The sequence below is a fragment of the Brucella sp. MAB-22 genome (assembly GCF_025908475.1).
Taxonomy (GTDB): domain Bacteria; phylum Pseudomonadota; class Alphaproteobacteria; order Rhizobiales; family Rhizobiaceae; genus Brucella; species Brucella anthropi.
The window spans coordinates 2,354,198-2,376,892 of record NZ_CP109782.1; the positions used below are offsets into that span (position 1 = coordinate 2,354,198).

Consider the following 22,695-nt stretch of genomic DNA (forward strand, 5'->3'; position numbering starts at 1 on the left):
AGAACAGTGTGAACGATAAAAAGCCCGCGCCGAAGCGTGGAAATAAAAAGCCGCAAATGAACACCAATGCCGCAGACCTGCGCCCCGGTCTGGCGGCGCGTTTGTGTGCGGCGCGCCTTCTCGGTGCGGTGATCGAAAAGAACACCTCGCTTGACGGTCTGACCGACAATACGCACGGTCATCCGCAATATCTGGCGCTGGAGCCGCGCGACCGCGCGCTGGTTCGCGCCATTCTCGGCTCTGCGCTCCGCAATCGCGGCAGCATCGAACGCGCCATCAACAAGCGTCTGGACCGACCATTGCCGGAAAATGCCGTGGCGTTGAAACATCTTCTGCATGTGGCCATCGCCCAGATTTTCTATCTGAACCTGCCCGATCATTCGGCGGTCGATCTTGCGGTGGAAGCGGCGAACAATGATCCGCGCAATCGCAAATATGCCGGTCTCGTCAATGCGCTGCTGCGTCGCCTTTCGCGCAACAAGGAACGTGCTCTCGCCCACACGCTTGAGCCCGAAACCAATGTGCCGGAGTGGTTTGCCAAAAGCATCACCGACGCCTATGGCGCGGAAAAAGCAGCAGCCATTCTTGCCATGCATGCCTATGAGCCGCCGATCGATTTCACGGTCAAGGGTGACGCAAAGGCATGGGCCGAAAAGCTCGGTGGCGTCGCACTGCCCAACGGTTCGGTGCGCCTGCAAACGGTCGAAGGCAATCTCACCGACCTGCCCGGCTTTGCCGAAGGCGACTGGTGGGTGCAGGATGTGGCCGCGAGCCTGCCTGCGCGCCTGATGGGTGATATCAAGGGCAAACGGGTTGCCGATCTGTGCGCCGCCCCCGGCGGCAAGACGGCGCAGCTCGTACTTCAGGGCGCCAATGTGACCGCGCTCGACCTTTCCGAAAATCGGCTGAAGCGCCTGCGCGGCAATCTGGAACGTCTCGGCTTCGAGGCGAAGACCGTTGCCACCAATCTGATGGATTTCCAGCCGGACGAACTGTTCGATGCTGTGCTTCTGGATGCGCCCTGCTCTTCCACCGGCACTGTGCGCCGTCATCCGGATGTGCCTTGGACCAAGACGCCGCAGGACATAGCAAAGCTTGCCGAACTTCAGGGCAAACTTTTGGCGCACGCGGCCACTCTGGTCAAACCCGGCGGCGTAATCGTCTTTTCCAATTGTTCGCTGCACCCGCTCGAAGGCGAGGAAATGGCACGCAAGGCAGCGGAAAATCCGTTGCTGGAACCTTTCCCGATCACGGAGCAGGATTGCCCCAGTCTGAACGGGCTTCTGGATGGGCTGGTCACAGCAGAAGGCTTTCTGCGATCCACCCCGGCAGACTTGCCGCCGGATCGTTTTGAAGGCAATCCGCTCATGGCTGGCATGGACGGCTTCTTCGCGGCCCGCTTCAAGCGCCGGGCCTGAGACCGGATATAAGCAAACAAATCGTATAATTTGCCATAACGGGTCGCGATACCCGTTATGGTTAACGCTCGATTCACCATTTCTGTACAATTGTATCAAAGGAACTGGCTGCTCGATCTGGCCAAACAATAATGACAAACGATACGGAGAAAGACCGGGTGGCAGTCGCCCTCAGCGAAACCCCACATCTTTGGGGACTGGCCGTTGCACAGGCTTGGCGCAAGTTCAGCCGCCGTCTGCGCATGGGGCCGCTTTATCGCTGGCGCTTCACCGGCTTCACCCCCGACCGTATCCTGATCGCACCGCCTGATCTGCGCGTAGCAGACCCGCAATTGGCACAGGAATTCTATCATGGCCGTTTTGCGCTGGCCGGTCGTCTGGTCGAAACCGGCGGATTGTCGCCTTTCGCCGTCGAACCGCCGACGCCGGAATGGGAAGCAGCGCTTCAGAGTTTCGGCTGGCTGCGTCATTTGAAAAGCGCCAATAGCGAACTGGCAACCGCTAATGCGCGTGCGCTCGTCGATGACTGGATGCGCATGTTCGGCAAACGCATCGGCGGCATCGCCTGGTCGCCGGAGGTCACCGCCCAGCGCATCATCGCCTGGCTTCAGCATTCAAACCTCATTCTGTCGGGCGCCGAACTCCCCGCCTATCGCCGCTTCATGCGCTCGCTGGCCATGCAGGTGCGTTATCTGCGCACCGTTGCCGCCGCCATGGATGATGGCGAGGAACGGTTGCGCGCCCGCATCGCATTGGCATTCGCTGCTCTGGCTCTGCCTGTTTCGCCACCGACGGCACGCGCCGCCCGGCGCAATCTCGAATATGAGCTGAAACGCCAGATCCTGCCCGATGGCGGACATATCTCGCGCAACCCCGTTACGGTTCTGGAACTGCTGGCCGATCTTTTGCCGCTCCGCCAGACCTATGCCAACGGCACGGAAGCACCGCCCAAGGCGCTGATCGAAGCCGTCGAGCGCATGTTGCCAGCCCTGCGTTTCTTCCGTCATCAGGATGGCAGCCTTGCGCTTTTCAACGGCGTTGGCCCGACCATGCCGGAACGCATCATATCGGTTCTCAGGCATGACGAGACCGCTGGATCGCCGCTGACCCATGCGCCCTATTCCGGCTATGAACGGCTTTCGATGGGTTCGACCACCATCATCGCCGATACCGGACTGCCGCCGCCGGTCACAGCTTCGCGGGATGCCCATGCCGGCTGCCTCGCCTTCGAAATGTCCTCGGGGCGCCAGCGCTATATCGTCAATTCCGGTATTGACCGTTTCGGTCCGCCGGAATTTCGTCCATTAGGCCGTTCCACGGCTGCGCACTCCACGGCCACCATCAACGACACCTCATCGTGCCGCTTCAGCCTCAATGCGGGTCTCTCCAACATGATCGGCACGCCGATCATTGCAGGACCAACCCGCGTGCAGCGTGACCGGATCGAGGAAATGGGACGACAGGGCTTTGTTGCCAGCCATGACGGCTATGCGCGCCTGTTCGGCATCTATCATGAACGTCGCCTTGTGCTGTCGCACAATGGCAGCGTCATTCAGGGCGCCGACCGCTTCTATCGCGGCGATGGCCGTCCGTTGAAGGCGAACGGACGCGACAATATCGCGGTGCGTTTCCATCTGCATCCATCGGTCGATATTTCCTTCGATGAGAACGGATTGATCGTTCTGTCGGCGGATCGCGACGATACCTGGGTCTTCTCCTGTTTTGAAGTTGCGCCGCAACTGGAAGATTCGATCTTCTTTGCGGGCTTCCGCGGCCCCGTGACATCGAAGCAGATCGTGCTCTCCTTCCCGGCTTCCGAATTACCGGAAGTGAACTGGCAGTTCAGCCGCGTCGCACTTGGCAGTTACGTATAATTCGCTCTCCACCCCTCCCCCTGAGGAGGCGTCCTGAGCTTGTCGAAGGGCGTCGTCTCGAAGGGTCGAGGGTCAATGGGACCGAATGCGGGGCAAGAAATACCTCTTCACCGTTCTTTTCCGGCCTTTTGCGGTAGGATTCTCGGCGCGCCTGTGTTAGGGCGAGCCGTCCACTTTCCTGAACGCATCCGTTTCAGCAACGAAGAGACCAACTCCCTATGGCTGTCAGCTCCAAGCATATTCCCGCTCCCGATCTTCATCGGGTGCGCCGCGCCCTCCTTTCCGTTTCCGACAAAACCGGCCTGATCGATTTCGCCAAAGCGCTTCACGCGCAAGGTGTCGAAATCCTTTCGACCGGCGGCACCGCCAAGTCGATTGCCGCTGAAGGCATTCCGGTGAAGGATGTATCCGAAGTAACCGGCTTCCCGGAAATCATGGACGGACGCGTCAAGACGCTGCATCCGGCAGTCCATGGCGGCCTGCTCGCCGTGCGCAACGATCCGGAACACGTCGCGGCCATGGAAGAACACGGCATCGGCGGCATCGATCTTGCCGTCATCAATCTCTATCCGTTCGAGGAAGTCCGCTTCAAGGGCGGCGACTACGACACGACCGTCGAAAACATCGACATTGGTGGCCCGGCTATGATCCGCGCTTCCGCCAAGAACCATGCCTATGTCGCAACGGTCGTCGATCCTGACGATTATGCCAACGTCGTCGCTGAACTGGAAAAGCATGCGGGCTCCCTGCCGCTTGCCTTCCGCAAGAAGCTTGCCGCCAAGGCCTTCTCGCGCACGGCAGCCTATGACGCAGCCATTTCCAACTGGTTTGCCGAAGCGATCAACGAAGAAACTCCGGTCTATCGCTCGGTCGCAGGCAAGCTGCATTCCGTCATGCGCTACGGAGAAAACCCGCACCAGACGGCTGGCTTTTATCTCACTGGCGAGAAGCGCCCCGGCGTTGCCACCGCGACCCAGCTTCAGGGCAAGCAGCTCTCCTACAACAACATCAACGACACCGATGCGGCTTTCGAACTCGTCGCAGAATTCGATCCTGCCCGCACCGCAGCCGTCGCCATCATCAAGCACGCCAATCCTTGCGGCGTTGCAGAAGCAGCCACCATCAAGGAAGCTTATTTGAAGGCACTCGCCTGCGATCCGGTTTCGGCGTTCGGCGGTATTGTTGCGCTCAATAAAACGCTCGATGAGGAAGCCGCTGAAGAGATCGTAAAGATCTTCACCGAAGTCATTATCGCTCCGGATGCCACCGAAGGTGCACAGGCCATCGTTGCTGCCAAGAAGAACCTCCGTCTGCTCGTCACCGGCGGCCTGCCGGACCCGCGCGCCAAGGGCATCGCCGCCAAGACAGTCGCCGGTGGTTTGCTGGTCCAGTCGCGCGACAATGGTGTGGTCGACGATCTCGATCTCAAGGTCGTCACCAAGCGTGCGCCGACCGAAGCCGAACTCAACGATATGAAATTCGCCTTCCGCGTCGGCAAGCATGTGAAGTCGAACGCCATCGTCTATGTGAAGGACGGCGCAACGGTCGGCATCGGCGCAGGCCAGATGAGCCGCGTGGATTCAGCCCGCATCGCAGCCCGCAAGGCTGAAGACGCGGCAGAAGCCGCCGGTCTTGCAGAACCGCTCACCAAGGGCTGCGTGGTCGCTTCCGACGCGTTCTTCCCGTTTGCCGACGGTCTGCTTTCCGCCGTTCAGGCCGGTGCAACCGCAGTCATCCAGCCGGGAGGTTCCATGCGGGACGATGAAGTGATCGCCGCTGCCGACGAACATGGCATCGCCATGGTCATGACGGGGATGCGTCACTTCCGCCATTAGAGCTTTTACGCATTATCCTGCGCAAAACCGCTCCGCACTTTTGCTGGAAATGCTCTAACCCCTCATAAAAAGTATTTATTGAGGCCCCGGAACCGATCATTCCGGGGCCTCGTTTTCATTGAGTTTCATATTGTTTCGTTTAAATTCGTTTTCAGCATAGACCGGATCAACGGAGGAGCCCGCCCCATGACGCAGTTTATCGGTTCCATCGACCAGGGAACCACGAGTTCGCGTTTCATCATTTTCGACAGGCAGGGCGATATCGTCGCGAGCGACCAGCGCGAACATGAGCAGATTTATCCAAAGGCGGGCTGGGTCGAACACAATCCGATAGAAATCTGTCGCAACACACAGCACGTCATTGCCGCAGCACTCAAAAAAGCAAAACTGAAGGCAAGTGATATCGCTTCCGTCGGCATCACCAACCAGCGCGAGACCACACTGCTCTGGGACAGGAAAACCGGTGCGCCGCTCTATAATGCAATCGTCTGGATGGATACGCGCACCGACGAACTTGTTTCCCGGTACACGAAGGACGGCGGCGCAGACCAGCTGCGTGCCAAGACGGGCCTGCCGATCTCGACCTATTTCTCCGGGCTCAAGCTGCGCTGGATACTCGACAATGTTCCGGGTGCGCGCGAAAAGGCCGAAGCCGGAGACGCGCTTTTCGGCACAATCGACACATGGCTGGTCTGGAACCTGACCGGTGGCACCGAGGGCGGCATCCACATCACCGATGTGACCAATGCTTCCCGCACCCAGCTGATGGATCTTTCGACGCTGCAATGGGATGAAGACATACTTCGTCTTTTCGATATTCCGTCAGCCTGCTTGCCGGAAATCCGCTCTTCAAGCGAGGTCTATGGCGAGATCACCCTGCCCTCCCTTTCCGGTGTAAAACTTGCGGGCATTCTGGGCGACCAGCAGGCAGCGCTCTTCGGTCAGGCATGTCTGGAACCGGGCGAAGCCAAGAACACCTATGGCACGGGCTGCTTCATGCTGATGAACACCGGCGAGAAACTGGTGCCCTCCAATTACGGCCTGCTGACCACGGTTGCCTACAAGCTCGACGGCGCCAAGCCGGTTTATGCGCTGGAAGGCTCCATCGCCATTACCGGCGCCCTGGTGCAATGGCTGCGCGACAATCTCGGCATCATCAAGAAAAGCAGCGACATCGAAACGCTGGCGCGCACCGTCGAGGACAATGGCGACGTCTATTTCGTTCCCGCCTTTTCCGGCCTCTTTGCACCGCATTGGCAGGATTCAGCGCGCGGTATCATTGCTGGCCTCACCCGCTTCGCCAACAAGGGGCACATTGCCCGGGCGGCCCTGGAAGCGAGCGCCTATCAGGTGCGCGAAGTGCTCGATGCGATGGTGAAGGATTCAGGCGTCGAAATCACCGAGTTGCGCGCCGATGGCGGCATGACCATCAACGAACTGCTCATGCAGTTCCAGTCCGACATTCTGGACGTGCCGGTCGTGCGCCCGAAAATTATCGAGACGACGGCGCTGGGTGCTGCCTATGCGGCCGGGCTTGCCGTCGGCTACTGGAAATCCACGCACGACATCGTGGAAAACTGGCAGGTGGGCCATCGCTGGCATCCGCGAATGCCCGTAGACGAGCGCACGCGCTTGTTCAACGCATGGGAAAAAGCGGTTCAGCGTTCACTCGGCTGGATCGAATAAAAGTCAGATTCCGGCCCGTTACTGCGGGCCGGATGTAAGCGGCTTGTCGGCGGGGTAAGGCGTTATGGCCGCCAGATAGAGCCCGACGGCGAAGAACAGCAGCAGCACTGACATGCCAAGTGCAGCCGAGCCGCTGAGCGCGGTAATTGTCGCAACCAGAAACGGTCCGAGAAAACTCGTCGCGCGCCCCGCCAGCGCATAGATGCCGAAATATCGACCCGATTCCTCCGGCTTGATGCTGCGCGCAAACCACGACCGGGACGAGGCCTGTATAGGCCCAAGCGCGACGCCGATCGTCAGCCCGTAGATGAGGAAAGCCTGTTCCGAAGCTGTCGAGAACAAGCCTTTTGCATCCGGATAGCTGACAGGCACCAGACCGAACAGCAGATAATGCGTTCCGGTGGAAACGATACCGAGCGAAGCCAGCAGCAAAAGCACCAGCGATCCGATGACGATGATCTTGGAGCCGAGCCTGATATCGAGGCGTGCCGCGACAAGGCAGCTCAGGATCGCCGACACATTGGTGATCATGCCGAAGAGGCCAATCTCGTTGATGCTCCATTGAAACAATGAAGCGGCATAACCGGCGCCGAGCGCGACAATGGCATTGAGCCCGTCCTGATAGAAAAGGCGGGCGGCCAGAAAGCGCGTGATCCCCGGATGTTCGCGCACTTCCCGCAGCGTCGATTTGAGTTCCGCCAGACCGCTGCCGATTGCCTGACGCAGCGGCTGCCCGCGCGCCTGATCGGGTGTAAACAGAAACATCGGCATGATGAAAACAAGATACCAGAGTGCCGCTATGGGGCCGGTGATGCGGGCATCTTCGCCGCTGACGGGGTCGAGGCCAAAGAGTGGCGGAAGCCCAATCAGCGTCTTGCCTGTGTCGGGTGATGCAGCCAGAAAAACCACCACGAAGATCAGCACCAGAACACCACCCAGATAGCCGAGCCCCCAGGCCAGATTGGACACCCTGCCGATCTCGCTGCGCGGGACGAGCCGCGGCATCATGGAATCGTTGAAAACGATTGAAAACTCCGCCGACACCATCGCGATACTGAAAGCCAGAAGCACCCAGAACAGGTTCGCACCGGGCACCGCAAACCAGAGCGTCATGAGTCCAACGATCTTGAGGACAGCAAAAAAGCCGATCCATGGTTTGCGGGAGCCTGTCTTGTCGGCAATCGACCCCAGAACAGGCGAAAGAACAGCGATCACAAAACCTGCGGCAGCGATACCATAGCCCCAGGCAATCTGCCCGGCTTCAGGCGTGTCGGCCATGCGGGAGATGAAGTATGGACCGAAAATGAAGGTGACAATAACCGTGAAAAATGGCTGTGCCGCCCAGTCGAAAAATATCCAGCCCCATACGCCGCGCCGCGAGGCATAGCCCCGAGCAGGCAGAACCTGATCGCTCAATTGTTTGTTCCTTCCCCCGGACAAGAAGTTGGTCCAACCATTGACCGGCCAGTCGGTTGGATACTTCGCTTTTATCAGCGGCACCATATAACCCGAAATGCTGTTTCAAAAGAAACAAAAAGGGCGACCGAAGCCGCCCTTTTGCAAGATTATGTCGTTGTTTTCTATTGCGCCAGATCAGACATCAGGCCCGCTGCAACCGCCAGTCGCGAGACTGTCAGGTCACCACCTTCCGTCAGCGCCACCATACGGTTTTTCACCTGCTCGATACGCGCACCATCGGCTGCGAACCAGGCTGCTGCCGGATCCTTGTCCTTGGCAAAACGCTTGAGCGCCGCAATGGTGATACCGCGCGCGGCCTGCGTGATCGTATCGCTTGCTCGTGACAGAGCAAGCCCGTCATAATAGTCCGTGACGGGGATGGAACGCGCGGCTTCCTCGATGCGACCGATGCGGAAGGCCTCCGAAACACCAAAATAGGTCTTGGCGGTTACCACCCGGTCGGCGCCGGCCAGATGCGCGATCAGCGCGATGTCCGGCATGATGCCTGCAAGCTGCAGATTGGCAAGACGCTGAGCCAGCTTTTCCGGTGCACCCTTTTCCACGAAAGCGGCCTTGTCGGCCTGAAGCGTGCTCTTCAGATATTCCGGCATCAGACCGTCGAAACGCGGTTCCAGTTCGGCACGTGCCCTGGTGATCGTATCCACCAATTCCGTCAGGTTGGCGCGTGTCGTATCGTTGCGCAGCACCCAGGCCGTCGTCGCCTGCAGCATTTCGCCGACGAGATGGTAGAACTGGTTCTGCACATCGCCCGGCACCTTGCTGTCGAGCGCATCGATGGCATCATAGATCGCATCGATCTCGAAACCGTCGCGCACCGCCACATAGGCACGCACGATATCGGCAGGCGACTTGCCCGTCGTATCGGCCAGACGGCTGATGAAGGTGATACCGCCACGGTTGATGACATCGTTTGCCAGCAAAGTAGCAACGATTTCACGGCGCAGACGATGACCGGAGATTTCCTCGGCGTAAGTCTTGGTCATGCGCTTCGGGAAATAGCCGAACAGCAGCGACTGGAAGTAAGGTTCGTCCGGAAGCTGGCTTGCCACCAGATCATCCGACAGCGACAGCTTGGCATAAGCAAGCAGAACCGCCAGTTCCGGACGCGTCAGCGGCTGGCCTGCCTTCTGGCGTTCGGCCAGCAGCGCATCGGACGGCAGATACTCGACCTTGCGGTCGAGAAGCTTGCGGTTTTCCAGCTCCGCCATGAACCGCGCCTGATAGGGCAACTCTGCCAGACCCTGCCTTTCGCTGAGCGAAAGCGCCAGCGGCTGCAGATAGTTGTTGCGCAGAACCAGTTCGGACACATCGTCGGTCATGCTGACCAGAAGCTTGTTGCGTGCCGGGCGCTTGAGATTGCCCGAACGCATGGCAGCAGCCAGAGCGATCTTGATGTTGACCTCGACGTCCGAGCAGTTGACGCCCGCCGAATTGTCAATGGCATCGGTATTACCACGACCGCCTGCCAGGGCATATTCGATGCGCCCGCGCTGGGTCGCGCCGAGATTGGCACCTTCGCCGATCACCCGTGCACCGACTTCCGAGCCGGTGATGCGGATCGCATCATTGGCGCGGTCGCCAACCTGCGCATCCGTTTCAGCGGACGAGCGGATATAGGTGCCGATACCGCCGAACCAGAGGAGATCGACCTTCGATTTCAGGATCGCGGTCATGATTTCCTGCGGCGTGCCGGAGGTCTTTCCAAGGCCGATGGCTGCAGCAGCTTCTGCCGACAGGGTAATCGTCTTCTGGCTGCGGCTGTAAATGCCGCCACCAGCCGAAAGCTTGGAACGGTCATAATCCTGCCAGCTCGAACGCGGCAGTTCGAACAGCCGCTTGCGTTCGGCAAAGCCGTCGGCTGGAATCGGATTTGGATCGATGAAAATATCGCGATGGTCGAACGCAGCCACCAGCTTGATCTGTTCGGAAAGCAGCATGCCGTTGCCGAACACATCGCCCGACATATCGCCCACACCGGCAACCGTGAAAGGCTCAGTCTGGATATCCATGTCGAATTCGCGGAAATGCCGCTTCACGGCTTCCCATGCGCCGCGCGCGGTAATGCCCATGCCCTTGTGGTCGTAACCGGCGGAACCGCCGGATGCGAAGGCATCGTCCAGCCAGAAATCATGTGCCTGGCTGATGGCATTGGCCGTATCGGAGAAAGTGGCCGTGCCCTTGTCGGCAGCAACGACGAAATAAGGATCATCATTGTCATGGCGCACGACTTCCGCCGGCGGCACGACATGATTGTCCTCGATATTGTCGGTGACCGACAGAAGCGTGGAGATGAACACCTTGTAGGCATCGCGACCAGCTTCAAACACGGCATTGCGATCGCCGCCAACCGGCAAACGCTTCGGATAGAAGCCGCCCTTGGCACCAACCGGCACGATCACCGCATTCTTGACCTGCTGTGCCTTCACGAGGCCCAGCACTTCGGTGCGATAATCCTGTGCGCGGTCCGACCAGCGTAGACCACCGCGGGCAACAGCACCGAAGCGCAGATGCACGCCTTCCATTTCCGGCCCATAGACGAAGATTTCGCGATAAGGGCGCGGGTCCGGCAGGCCTTCGACCAGACGCGGATTGAGCTTGAAGGCAAAGGTGACACGCAGCTTGCCGTCGGCATCCGGCTGGTAGGCATTGGTGCGCAGCGTCGCTTCGATCAGATTGCGGAAACGGCGCAAAATCTGGTCGTCGTCGATGCTCGGCACGCCAAGCAATGCGGTCTCGATGGCATCGACCAGCTTCTTTTCAGCCGCATCACGGCGCTTGGCCGATGGGTTGAAGCGCAGATCGAACAGCGAATAGAGATCGCTGGCGATTTCAGGATAACGGTTCAGTGCGGCTGCGATAAAGCCCTGCGAATAGGCAATGCCCGCCTGTTGCAGATAACGGCCATAGGAACGCAGGATCATGATCTGGCGTGCCGTCAGGCGTGCGGTCTGCACCAGCGCGTTATAGCCGTCATTGTCAGCCAGACCGTCCCAGACATTGCGGAACACATCTTCCAGCATCTCGCCATCGTCGGAAAGATCGACGGGAGCGCCATAGGCGTTCACGAGCTGCATGTCGTGCACGTAAACGGCAGCGCCGTCCTTGCCAGCATGCGGCAGGTCGATGGTCTGCTCGCTGACGACACGGAAGCCCATGTTTTCCAGAAGCGGCACACGCTGCGACAACACAACCGGCGCACCGTGATGATAAAGCTTCAGCGAAACCGCATCAGGACCATCGGTGCGATAACGATAGAAGTCCACGAAAAGCGGAGCCTCTGCGCTGAGGCCAGCGATGCGCTCCGCATCGACCAGCGCTTCCGGTGCCGTGAAGATTTCGCGATAGGATGGCGGGAAGCTTGCAGCAAGCGCGATCGTCTTTGCGTCTGCACTGTCAGAGCTTTCACGAACCGCATCGTCCCATGTGCGGACAATGGCGCGCACTTCGGCTTCCAGCGCTTCGCGATCCACATGCGGTGTGGAGCGCTCATGACGGCGGATGACGAACTGAACGCGCGTCAGGCCGTTCTGCAGGAAGACCGGGTGGAATTCGAAACTGTCGCCGCCATAGATATCAACGAGATAGTGTCCGATCTTCTCGCGCACGACCGAGTCGTAACGGTCACGCGGGATATAGACCAGCACGGTCGCAAAGCGGCCAAAGCGATCGAGACGCGGAACGGCACGCACACGCGGGCGTTCGCCGAGCGCAAGGATCAGCTCGGCATTGGCCGTCAGGCTTTCCACATCGATCTGGAAAAGCTCGTCGCGCGGATATTCTTCCAGCACGTTGATGAGCGCCTTGCCCGAATGGTCCTCGCGGTTGAACCCGAGATGCTTGATGACGGCATCGGCCTTGGAGCGAATGAACGGAATGCCTGCAACCGAACTCGTATAGGCAACCGAGGTGAAGAGACCGACCAGGCGCAGTTCGCCGATGGCTTCGCCCTTTTCGCCGTATATCTTCACGCCGACATAATCGAGATAGGAGCGACGATGCACCAGCGAAAGCGAATTCGCCTTGGTGACGATCAGCGGCTCGTTGCTGTCGAGGAATTCCGTTACCTCACGCGGCGTCACCGTGTCGTCGTCATCCTTGCGCAGGACGCGGACTTCATTGTCGTTGAGAATGCCGAGCGTTTCCTTGACCGGAACCAGTTCGCGCTTGTCGCCCTTGCCCTTGAAGGTGAGTTCGCGAAGTCCAAGGAAGATGAAACGATCGTCGCGCAGCCATTCCAGAAACGCGATGGCCTCCGGCATGGCCGGATCGCTCGTCATTTCATAAACGCGCTTGTAATCGGCGATAGCGCCATCGAGGCGCTTCAACATCGGCTTCCAGTCGCTGACAGCGGCACGAACCTGTCCGAGCGCGCGCTTGATGGCGGCAGTCAGATCGGCCTTGACCTGCTTGTCGAGGGCTGGAAGATGAATCTGTACCAGGCTGACGCGCTCGACGCCCTTGGCAGGCGCGAGCTGCGATGCTTCGCCCAGAATGACCAGCTCGTCCTTTTCGCGCGCAATGTCCAGAACCGGATGCACGACCATGAAAATCTGGCTGACATGATCATTCAGCTCACCCATGATGGAGTCGAGCAGGAACGGCATATTGTCGTTGACGATGGTGATGACGCTCACCGGCCGACCATGGCGCTCGATACCATTATCGACGCTGATGATGCTCTTGCCCTTGCGATAGGATTCGAGGGCGGCATAGCCGTGACGGGCTGAACTGTCGAGAGCGGCAGCATCGTAAGCGGCCAGATCTTCTGGCGGCGCCCATTCGAAGAGAAGCTGCGAGAAGGCCGTAAGCGCCTTCGACTTTCCTCCCTTCTTCTCCTCCTTGCTTGCCTTGGAACCTTTAACCTTGCTCGACCGATCCTGCTTTGCAGTCACGTCGGATACTCCTGTCATGATGGCAATGCGCGCCAAACTAGCAGATTAGGCATTGGTTTCGATGGCAATTCGTTGAAAATAACGAAAAATTTCCCGGAAAGTCAGAAAGACCGCATTTAATCCATTTAATTTGGAACAAAACTTCGAAAACTTCCCGCGAAATTTCGGAATATGCCAGCGGATTTCTCCGCGCAGCTCAAAAGTGCTGCCAAAAGGGTCAAGCAGCAGCCCTGCTTCGCCACATTTCCGACTAAAGTTGCAGATGATTCTGATAAATGAAGCGGCCTGTCAGTGCCTGAATCAAGAAGCGTCAGGCCGTGGCGAAAACGTCATTTGCAGCCCGGCATGGCGACTTTTGGAACAGACACTCAGAGCTCGATCAGGTGATCGTCCAGCTCATTGATATTGTCCGGTCCTGCCGGAAAATGCTTTTCCAGCAACACCCCGGCCTGACCAATGGCCAATACAAAACCTTCGGCCACTTGCGCGCGGGAAGCGTGATGGATGAGCGTCGCGACAATTGCATTCCATTCGTCCTGCTCGACACGCGCATGAATGCCCGCATCGGCGATCACCTCGGCATAATGTTCGGCCATCGAGACAAAGAGCAGAATGCCGGTGCGATGCTCCGTAATATGGACATTGCGCGCCAGAAACTGCTGCAGCGCATTGAGATGGGCGCGCTTGTAACGGATGCGGCGCGGCACCAGCAACATGCGAATGGCCGGAAAGAACCAGAGCACCAGCATCGCAGTCAGGAACGCCGCCAGCACCGCAAGTCCGAACATGGGCAGGCGGATATCGAACCAGTACCAATGGGCGAGAAAGGCGGCGATCACCGAAGCAATCAGGATGCCGCAAGTCGCAACAAAGCCCGCCGCAAAGAAATAGTCATCGCTCGAGCGCGCCAGAACGGCATAGATTTCGCCGCTGGTTTCTGCTTCCGCCTTGCGGATGGCCTCGGCAATGCGGGCATGGTCCTCGGCGCCAATCAGCGTTTGATGCTTCATCGTTGCGTCTCCCTACCAGCTACCCGAGGCGCCACCGCCACCGGATGAACCGCCACCACCGGAGAAACCGCCGCCTCCCCCGCCGGACGACCAGCCACCGCCGCCGCCCCAGCTGCCACCACCCCTGCCGCCAGAGCCGCCGCCGCGATTGTTGTAATCCACGACCATGCCGAGCCACTGATATTTGCCCGGCCCGATCTTGCGTCCGAAAACCGGCGTCAGGATCGCCATGCCGAAACCGCCGAAGAAGATCAGGCACCAGAAGGCGATGAAGACAACAAAGACCCAGTCGACATCATCCGAACTCGACTGCACATTGCGCTTGGCCCGCGCTTCAAGCTCGGCGGCATCGCCGGAAAGCACCGAAAGAATGCCGTCAACACCCTGTACGATGCCGTTCGAGTAATTGCCGGTACGGAATTCGGGAATGATGGTGCCATTGATGATGACGCTTGAAAGCGCGTCGGTCATGACGCCTTCGAGACCATAGCCGACCTCGATCCGCACCTTACGGTCATTGGGCGCAACCACCAGCAATATGCCGTTGTTTTCCTGTTTCTGCCCCAGCGCCCAGGCACGGAACAGACGGTTGGAATAGGTTTCGATGTCTTCGCCGTTGAGGCTCGGGACCGTCACCACGACCACCTGATCCGATGACTTCGCTTCAAAATCGGCAAGCTTCTGGGTCAGTTGCTGGCGCTCGGCGGGGTCGATGATCCCCGCCGCATCCACCACACGACCGGTCAAGGCCTGTGCAGGCGTCGACGCGTCTTGTGCAAGGGCCACCGTGTGCAGCGTCAGCGCTGCGCAAAACAGCAGGAAAGCGAGCGCAAGGAGATGTCGCGGCCAGCCCAACCAGCCAAGGCCGCGACGATCACGCGAGAGTGCTGCACCCGCCCCGAAACGCATCATGAGACGCGCCGTCAGTTGAAGTTGACTTTAGGCGCGGCCTGACTACCTGCATCGGCACTGAAGCTCTGCATCGGCTGTGCATCGCGATACCATATCCACGTCCAGATCATCGTCGGCATGGTGCGCAGCGCCGTGTTGTAGACGCGAACCGCCTCGATATAGTCGCGGCGTGCGACGGCGATGCGGTTTTCAGTACCTTCAAGCTGCGACTGCAATGCAAGGAAGTTCTGGTTGGCTTTCAGGTCCGGATAGCGCTCGACCACCACCATCAGGCGCGACAATGCGCTTGTCAGATTGGCCTGATTATCCTGAAACTGCTTGAAGAGCTCCGGATTGTTGAGCGTTTCCGGCGTGATCTGCACCTGCGTCGCCTTGGCGCGCGCCTCGATCACAGCCTGCAGGGTTTCCTGTTCGTGAGCGGCATAGCCTTTCACGGTCTCGACCAGATTGGGCACGAGATCGGCGCGGCGCTGGTACTGGTTCTGCACCTCGCCCCAGGCAGCCTTCGCCTTTTCCTCATTGGTCGGGATCGTGTTGAAACCGCATGCCGATAGCAGCGGAACCAGAACAGCCAGACCAAGAGCGATGAAAATACGGCGAAAAGAGAAAGAAGTGGCAACCGTCGCAGCCGACATGGACTTCTCCTGAAAAGAGCGCTTTGCCAAGCGCCGGGGAAACAAATTCATCACCCGCATATGTGCGTTCACGCAGATGCGAGCCGTCAAATCAACAAGATAACGCAATTTCGCGCATCGTCCAGCCTGATTGCAGCGCATGCACAACAGTCAAAGAAAACCGCCCGCGCACGGCGCCGCAGCGAGGTCTTTCCCGAATGGATTTCACCTTACGAATATGTTGACTCAGTCAACACAATAGATATTGATAGTGTCAACATAGGGAGACGCCGCGCCGGGGCGTAAGCAGACATGACGCAAGTAGACAATCTCGACGACATCAGTGCATTACGGGCGTTCAACCGTGTCTATACGCGCCGTCTCGGCCTGCTGAACGCCCATCTGGACAAGAGCCCGTTCACGCTGACCGAGGCGCGTATCCTCTACGAGATCGCCCATCGCACAGCACCTGCGGCGGCAGACATCATGCGAGCGCTCGGGCTCGACCGCGGCCAGCTGAGCAGAACACTCAAACGCTTCACCGAACGTGGGTTGATCGAGACGTCAGAGCATCCCGACGGAGGCCGCAGCCGTCCCATCCAACTGACCGATGCCGGTCGCAAGACATTCGGCGCACTGGAACGTAACACCTGCGACGCTGTTGGCGAACTTCTCGACGGACTGCAGCCGGATCAGCGTAGAAATCTGCTGGCAGCAGCGGGTACGATCAAGCGCATATTTGATGACGAGCACCCCAAGGATTTGCAGCTGCGCAATCTGCGGGCGGGTGATCTGGGGTGGATCATTCACCGGCAGGCAGTGCTCTATACGGACGAGTATGGCTGGAACAGCGACTATGAGGTACTCGTTGCCCGCATTCTTGCCGATTTCTCTGAAGCCTTCGATCCCGCCCACGACGCGGCATGGGTAGCTGAACTCGACGGTCGTGTGGTTGGATCGGTGTTTCTGGTCAAGGGGGACCAGCCAAAGCTTGGCAAATTGCGCCTGCTCTATGTCGAACCAGATGCGCGCGGGGCCGGTGTCGGTGCAAAGCTCGTGAACGCCTGTATCGAACGCGCGCGCACTGTCGGCGATGAGCGCATCACTCTATGGACGAACAGTGTTCTCACGGCAGCACGGCGTCTTTACGAACGCGCCGGATTCCGGCTCATTGATGAAGCACCGCACCATTCCTTCGGCGCGGATCTCACCGGCCAGACATGGGAGCTGGACCTGAGGTAAGGCTCGACCGGCAACATCTTAGCCAGCCCATAAGACCAGCCCATAAGAAAAGCGGCGGATTGCTCCGCCGCTTTCTCAAAATGCAAGCTGCGCGAAGATTATTCGCTTGCAGCTTCTTCAGCCGGAGCAGCAGCGGCTGCGGCAGCTTCAGCGGCCTTTGCGGCAGCTTCTTCTTCAGCCTGCTTGGCCATGGCCAGACGTTCCTGAGCCTTCTTGCCCGGCTCACCCTTGGTCGGGTTGCTGCGGGTCGGACGCTTTGCAAGACCAGCCTGGTCGAGGAAGCGCAGAACGCGGTCGGTCGGCTGTGCGCCCTGTGCAATCCAATGCTGGATGCGGTCGGCATCGAGCTTCACGCGTTCAGCGTCCTTGGCCAGCATCGGGTTCCATGCACCAACGGTTTCGATGAAGCGGCCATCACGCGGGCTGCGGACGTCGGCAACAACGATGTGGTAGTAAGGACGCTTCTTGGAGCCAGCGCGGGCCAGACGAATCTTGAGAGACATTTTTTCTTTCCTTTAGACAATTGCTTCGCCCGAGGGATGGTCGGGGCAAAACGGGTTAAACCGTAGCTACGGTTGTTGTTTTGACGCGCATCTTACCCGAAAACCGTTTCACACTTTTCGGGATGCGCTTTACTTTCCGCCGTGGTTTGCGGCGGCATGCTCATGATGCCGAATGACTTCCTTCACGATGAAGTTCAGGAATTTTTCGGCGAAATCGGGATCGAGATGGGCGTCGGTTGCCAGAGCGCGCAGACGTTCCACCTGACGTTTTTCGCGGTCCGGATCAGCCGGTGCGAGGCCGCGTTCGGCCTTGAGTACACCGACAGCCTTGGTGCAGCGAAAACGTTCGGCCAGCATGTGGATCAGCGCAGCATCGATATTGTCGATGGAGGCGCGCAGTGCCAGAAGTTCAGCCGGTGCAGTGTTCTGTTCGTTGCTCATGATGCTCACTTCTTCTTCGGCAGGCCGGGAAGACCGCCACCAAGACCGGGAAGCTTGGGCCCTCCCAAACCGGGGAGACCGCCGCCCGGAAGGCCCGGCAAACCGCCGCCTTTCGTCAGACCGGCTGCTTCCGCCTGCTTGGCAAGTGCTTCAAGCTGCTTCGGGTCCATCTTCGAGAGATCAGGCATGCCACCAAGGCCGCCCATACCGCCACCGAGACCACCAAGGCCCATCTTGTTGGCAAGGCCGCCCATCATCTGCTTCATCATTCCGCCCTTGCCCTTGCCCATGACTTTCATCATGTCGGCCATCTGGCGGTGCATCTTGAGAAGCTTGTTGATGTCGGCAGCAGTCGTGCCGGAACCCTTGGCAATGCGCTGCTTGCGGCTGTGCTTGAGAAGGTCGGGATTGGCGCGCTCGGCCTTGGTCATCGAGCCGATGATGGCGAGCTGGCGGTCGAACACCTTGTCGTCGAGACCGGCTGCTGCTGCCTTGTCCTTCATTCCGCCCATGCCGGGCATCATGCCCATGATGCTGCCCATGCCGCCGAGCTTTTTCATCTGGCCCAGCTGATCGGCAAGATCATTGAGATCGAACTTGCCCGACTGCATCTTCTTGGCCATCGCCGCGGCTTTTTCCGCGTCGATGTTTTCAGCAGCTTTTTCCACGAGCGAAACAATGTCGCCCATGCCGAGAATACGGTCGGCGATACGCTTCGGATAGAATTCCTCAAGCGCATCCATCTTTTCGCCGGTGGCGATCAGCTTGATCGGCTTGCCGGTGATGGCACGCATCGAAAGCGCTGCACCGCCACGGCCATCGCCATCCATACGGGTGAGAACGATACCCGTAATGCCAACGCGCTCGTCGAAATTGCGCGCCAGATTGACGGCATCCTGACCGGTCAGGCTGTCGGCGACGAGCAGAATTTCGTGCGGATTGGCGGCCTTGCGGATATCCGCCATTTCCACCATCAGCGGCTCGTCAATATGCGTGCGGCCTGCAGTATCGAGAATGACGACATCGTGTGCGCCAAGCTTTGCAGCCTGTACGGCGCGCTTGGCGATTTCGACCGGCGACTGGCCGGCGATGATCGGCAGCGTGTCGACACTGGTCTGAATACCGAGCTGGCGAAGCTGTTCCTGTGCAGCCGGACGGCGCGTATCGAGCGACGCCATCAGCACCTTCTTGCGCTGGCGCTCCGTCAAACGCTTGGCGATCTTGCCGGTGGTGGTCGTCTTGCCCGACCCCTGCAGACCGACCATCATGATGACGACAGGCGCAGGCGCGTTCAGGTCAATTGCGACACCTTCGGTGCCAAGCATCTCGATAAGCTCGTCATGGACGATCTTGACGACCATCTGGCCGGGCTTGATGCTTTTCAGAATCTCTGCGCCGACGGCCTTCTCACGAACGCGGTCGGTGAAGGAGCGAACCACTTCCAGCGAAACGTCAGCCTCGATCAGCGCGCGACGCACTTCGCGCAACGCCGCGGCCACGTCGGCTTCAGAAAGAGCGCCGCGTCCGGTAAGGCCGTTCAGGATGGAGCCAAGACGCTCCTGAAGTGATTCAAACATCGAATTTCCTTTTAATCCAAGAAGAGGCTTATGCTTCGTCAGGGATAAATCGTCCCGCTTATCTGCCAGTTCAAGAAGCAACCAAAGCGATACAGCACCCGAGGGCGCATCGCGCTGTCGGATGTGGACCTCCGGGATCGCTTTATACCAAATGGGTCCCGGTCGGTGGCTCGCGTTCTGAAGATCGCGGATAGATTGGAGCTGGCTTTAAGGTGATCAGCCCGCAATGTCAAGCAAAAGGCCTGAAACTCACTGAAACCGGCCCAGTTTGTTTTGGGCGCTTCTTGTTCCGAAAACCGTTTCACACTTTTCGGGATGCGCTCCAATACAGGGCCGGTTTCGATTTTGTTTTACTGTGCGGCCACACCGGCAAGCGGATCGCCGATGCCCAGCACATAAAGGCCGATCATCAGCAGCGTTCCCGCCAGAACCACATAATAGATTGTGGGAATAATGGTCATGCGCAAGGTCGTGCCTTCACGTCCCAGCAAGCCGACCGTCGCGGAAGCTGCAACCACGTTATGGATCGCGATCATGTTGCCAGCGGCAGCGCCCACCGACTGACCGGCGACCATCAGCGCACCGGAAATGCCAAGCCCTTCCGCCACGCCATACTGGAACTGGCTGAGCATGAGGTTCGACACCGTGTTGGACCCGGCGAGGAACGCACCCAGCGCACCCACGGACGGCGCGAAGAACGGATAGACATTTCCGACTTCCACCGCCACCCAGTCGGCAACCATCAGCGGCATGCTGATGAGTTCCTTGCCATTGACGCCGGAATTGATCATGACGCGCACCATCGGCACGGTGAACAGAAGGACGAAGCCTGCGCCCACCAGCGTCTTTGTGCTTTCACCGAAAGCCTTGGCGAACTGTCCGCCGTTCATCCGATGCAGGAAGAAGGTGATCACACAGACGATGACCAGAAGACCGCCCGGCAGGAAGAGCGGCGTGAAATCACCACCTATACCGGTTTCGCCCATGATGTCCTTGGCAACGAACGTGATCGACTTCAGCGCATTGCCAACCGACGGGAACGTACGGCTGACCACCAGAAAGATCGCCAGCAGAATGTAAGGGGTCCATGCCAGAACAAGCGGGATTTTCTTCGAGGTCAGTTCATCGAGCTTGATCTGGACGGTGCCGACCCAGCCTGCAGGCCATTCCGAAGCGGGGGGGAAATCCCAGCTCTGCTTCGGCATCAGGAAACCGGCTCGTGCGGCAAACGTCGCCAGCGCAAGCCCGACGAGACCGCCGATCATGGACGGGAATTCAGCACCAAGGAAAACCGCGCTCAGCACATAAGGAATGGTGAACGAGAAGGCCGCAAACAGCGCGAAGGGCAGAATGGCAAGACCTTCGGTCCAGGAGCGGTTGCGCCCAAAGAAGCGGGTCATGATGACCACGAGGAACAGCGGCATGAACGTGCCGCAGATGGCGTGCAGTATAGCCACTTCCGATGTGATGATATGGAAGAACTGTTCCCAGCTCGATCCGGCGCCCTGCAATTGCGCCGTCAGCGCCTCACGATTGAGGCCTGACTGGACACCGACGATAAGCGGCGTGCCGACAGCACCGAACGACACGGGCGTCGACTGGATGATCAATCCGAAAGTAACGGCGGCAAGTGCCGGAAAACCGACGGCCACCATCAGCGGCGCCACGACAGCAGCAGGCGTGCCGAAACCGGATGCACCCTCAATGAACGAGCCGAACAGCCAGGCAATCAGGAACACCTGAATGCGGCGGTCAGGGCTGATCTGGGCAAAGCCGGAGCGGATCGCAGAAATGCCGCCAGAATATTTCAGCGTATTGAGAAGCAGAATCGCACCGAAAATAATCCAGAGCAGACCTGCAGTCTGGATCAGGCCCTGAATGGTCGAGGCAATGACCCGGTTGCCGCTCATGCCCCAGACCGCCATTGCGATCACGACAGTCAGCACATAGGTCACCGGCATCGCAATGCGGGCCTGAATACGAAATCCGACCAGCATCACGCCGGCTACGAGAATTGGCAGAAATGCAAATAATGCAAGAAATCCGTTCGACATGTGGCGTCCTCCCCGTCAATGTCACGAACTTTGAAAGTCAACTATGAAACGCTGGTAAAGAAGTTTTACCAGTAAGACCATAAGCAATAGGTATGAAAGCCACAGCTTCCAAGCGAAAAATTCCGATCAAGGTTTTGGGACCAACAAAAGCTTGCTGTTTTTGTGCAAAAATGCTTGAGACGCGGCATTTCGCACCTGCCTCGTCCCGCTTTGCCGTTGCCGCATGACATTTGGTGTAAGGAATGGCAAATTCGCGTTGAGGTCGAATCAACTCCAAAGGAGAAACGAATGGCATTGGTTGCCAAGGGCCGGTCTTGGACGGCAGCAGCAGTTCTTGCAGTGGGCATGATGACGGGAACAGGCATTGCCGAGGCAGCCCAGTGCGGCAATAATGCCGCCGGTTATAATGCCTGGCTCCAGCAGACGATGAAGGAAGCCGCTTCGCGTGGCATTGGCAAGGCCGCGATCGGTGCGCTTGGCAATACCAAATACGCACAGGCCACTATCAATGCCGACCGCAACCAGAAGAGCTTCAAGCTCTCCTTCGAACAGTTCATGCAGAAGCGCGGCGCTGATACCATCATCAAGCGCGGTCGCGCGCAGAAGCAGCAGAACGCTGCTCTCTTCGCTGCGATCGAAAAGCGTTATGGCGTTCCAGCCGGTCCGCTGCTCGCGATCTGGGGCATGGAAACAGGCTTCGGCGCCTATCTCGGCAAGCAGCACACGCTGTCGGCCGTCGCGACGCTCGCCTATGACTGCCGCCGCAGCGATTATTTCACCGACCAGCTCTATGCAGCGCTCAAGCTGATCGACCGTCAGGACCTCAATCCAAATGCGGTTGGCGCCATGCATGGTGAAATCGGCCAGACGCAGTTCCTGCCGGTCAACGTCCTGAAATACGGCGTCGACGGCGACGGCAGCGGCCATATCGACATGGCCCGCTCCAAGGCGGATGCTCTCTATTCGACCGCGAACTTCCTTGTCGGCCATGGCTGGCAGCGCGGTGCAGGCTATCAGCCGGGCGAACCGAACTACGGTGCGATCCAGGGCTGGAATGCTGCACAGGTTTACCAGCGCGCCATCGCCGTCATGGGCAAGGCCATCGATGGCAAGTAAGAACTGAAGGCTGAAATCGCAATTTCGCTCTGAAATTGCCGA

General features: G+C 58.9%; 16 protein-coding genes. 6 read left to right on the forward strand and 10 right to left on the reverse strand.

Annotated elements, in window-relative coordinates; genetic code table 11:
* Positions 1 to 8: 8 nt before the first annotated feature.
* The 4 genes from OHI65_RS20900 (at position 9) to glpK (ending at position 6,813) form a co-directional block, all read left to right on the forward strand.
* Positions 9 to 1,418: an RsmB/NOP family class I SAM-dependent RNA methyltransferase gene (locus tag OHI65_RS20900; RefSeq protein ID WP_125300877.1), complete on the forward strand. Its 1,410-nt coding sequence runs from the start codon at positions 9 to 11 to the stop codon at positions 1,416 to 1,418.
* A 131-nt stretch (positions 1,419 to 1,549) separates the two neighbouring features.
* Positions 1,550 to 3,292 (forward strand): heparinase II/III family protein, encoded by a 1,743-nt coding sequence (locus OHI65_RS20905; RefSeq protein ID WP_010661483.1) that lies wholly within the window; start codon positions 1,550 to 1,552, stop codon positions 3,290 to 3,292.
* A gap of 218 nt (positions 3,293 to 3,510) precedes the next feature.
* Entirely contained in the window at positions 3,511 to 5,127 is a 1,617-nt protein-coding gene (gene purH, locus OHI65_RS20910; protein WP_061347959.1) for a bifunctional phosphoribosylaminoimidazolecarboxamide formyltransferase/IMP cyclohydrolase, read from the forward strand.
* A 186-nt stretch (positions 5,128 to 5,313) separates the two neighbouring features.
* On the forward strand, positions 5,314 to 6,813 hold the full coding sequence (glpK, locus tag OHI65_RS20915) for a glycerol kinase GlpK (RefSeq protein WP_125300876.1): 1,500 nt from the start codon (positions 5,314 to 5,316) through the stop codon (positions 6,811 to 6,813).
* 18 nt (positions 6,814 to 6,831) lie between these two features.
* Here the strand turns inward: glpK and OHI65_RS20920 are convergent, their stop codons facing one another.
* The 5 genes from OHI65_RS20920 to OHI65_RS20940 all read right to left on the reverse strand — a co-directional run bounded on the left by OHI65_RS20920 (position 6,832) and on the right by OHI65_RS20940 (position 15,741).
* On the reverse strand, positions 6,832 to 8,229 hold the full coding sequence (locus tag OHI65_RS20920; RefSeq protein ID WP_346016087.1) for an MFS transporter: 1,398 nt from the start codon (positions 8,227 to 8,229) through the stop codon (positions 6,832 to 6,834).
* A gap of 164 nt (positions 8,230 to 8,393) precedes the next feature.
* The gene (locus OHI65_RS20925; RefSeq protein ID WP_264359176.1) at positions 8,394 to 13,184 is read right to left on the reverse strand and encodes an NAD-glutamate dehydrogenase; all 4,791 of its coding nucleotides are present in this window, start codon (positions 13,182 to 13,184) and stop codon (positions 8,394 to 8,396) included.
* Positions 13,185 to 13,552: 368 nt separating this feature from the next.
* Positions 13,553 to 14,194, reverse strand: a complete 642-nt coding sequence (locus OHI65_RS20930) for a TPM domain-containing protein (protein WP_125300875.1) — start codon at positions 14,192 to 14,194, stop codon at positions 13,553 to 13,555.
* Positions 14,195 to 14,206: 12 nt separating this feature from the next.
* Positions 14,207 to 15,106 carry a TPM domain-containing protein gene (locus tag OHI65_RS20935; RefSeq protein WP_125300874.1) on the reverse strand — a complete coding sequence of 300 codons (900 nt, stop codon included), beginning with the start codon at positions 15,104 to 15,106 and terminating at the stop codon, positions 14,207 to 14,209.
* An 11-nt stretch (positions 15,107 to 15,117) separates the two neighbouring features.
* Positions 15,118 to 15,741, reverse strand: a complete 624-nt coding sequence (locus OHI65_RS20940) for a LemA family protein (protein ID WP_010661490.1) — start codon at positions 15,739 to 15,741, stop codon at positions 15,118 to 15,120.
* 291 nt (positions 15,742 to 16,032) lie between these two features.
* Here OHI65_RS20940 and OHI65_RS20945 point away from each other — a divergent pair, with 291 nt between their 5' ends.
* On the forward strand, positions 16,033 to 16,962 hold the full coding sequence (locus OHI65_RS20945) for a helix-turn-helix domain-containing GNAT family N-acetyltransferase (protein ID WP_125300873.1): 930 nt from the start codon (positions 16,033 to 16,035) through the stop codon (positions 16,960 to 16,962).
* 98 nt (positions 16,963 to 17,060) lie between these two features.
* On the opposite strand, the gene rpsP is transcribed toward OHI65_RS20945, so the two are convergent.
* The 5 genes from rpsP to OHI65_RS20970 form a co-directional block, all read right to left on the reverse strand.
* On the reverse strand, positions 17,061 to 17,465 hold the full coding sequence (rpsP, locus tag OHI65_RS20950; protein ID WP_010661492.1) for a 30S ribosomal protein S16: 405 nt from the start codon (positions 17,463 to 17,465) through the stop codon (positions 17,061 to 17,063).
* Between the two features lie 129 nt (positions 17,466 to 17,594).
* Positions 17,595 to 17,906, reverse strand: a complete 312-nt coding sequence (locus OHI65_RS20955; RefSeq protein WP_125300872.1) for a chorismate mutase — start codon at positions 17,904 to 17,906, stop codon at positions 17,595 to 17,597.
* Between the two features lie 5 nt (positions 17,907 to 17,911).
* A complete protein-coding gene (gene ffh / locus OHI65_RS20960; protein WP_012091239.1) occupies positions 17,912 to 19,483 on the reverse strand; it encodes a signal recognition particle protein in 1,572 nt (523 codons plus the stop codon).
* A 350-nt stretch (positions 19,484 to 19,833) separates the two neighbouring features.
* A complete protein-coding gene (locus tag OHI65_RS20965) occupies positions 19,834 to 21,537 on the reverse strand; it encodes an L-lactate permease (RefSeq protein WP_010661495.1) in 1,704 nt (567 codons plus the stop codon).
* Positions 21,538 to 21,574: 37 nt separating this feature from the next.
* Complete coding sequence (locus tag OHI65_RS20970; RefSeq protein WP_155243315.1) at positions 21,575 to 21,832, reverse strand: hypothetical protein; 258 nt, start codon at positions 21,830 to 21,832, stop codon at positions 21,575 to 21,577.
* Between OHI65_RS20970 and OHI65_RS20975 the strand changes: the two genes are divergently transcribed.
* Positions 21,826 to 22,653: a lytic murein transglycosylase gene (locus tag OHI65_RS20975; RefSeq protein WP_010661496.1), complete on the forward strand. Its 828-nt coding sequence runs from the start codon at positions 21,826 to 21,828 to the stop codon at positions 22,651 to 22,653. The genes OHI65_RS20970 and OHI65_RS20975 overlap by 7 nt on opposite strands.
* The last annotated feature ends 42 nt before the right edge of the window (positions 22,654 to 22,695 follow it).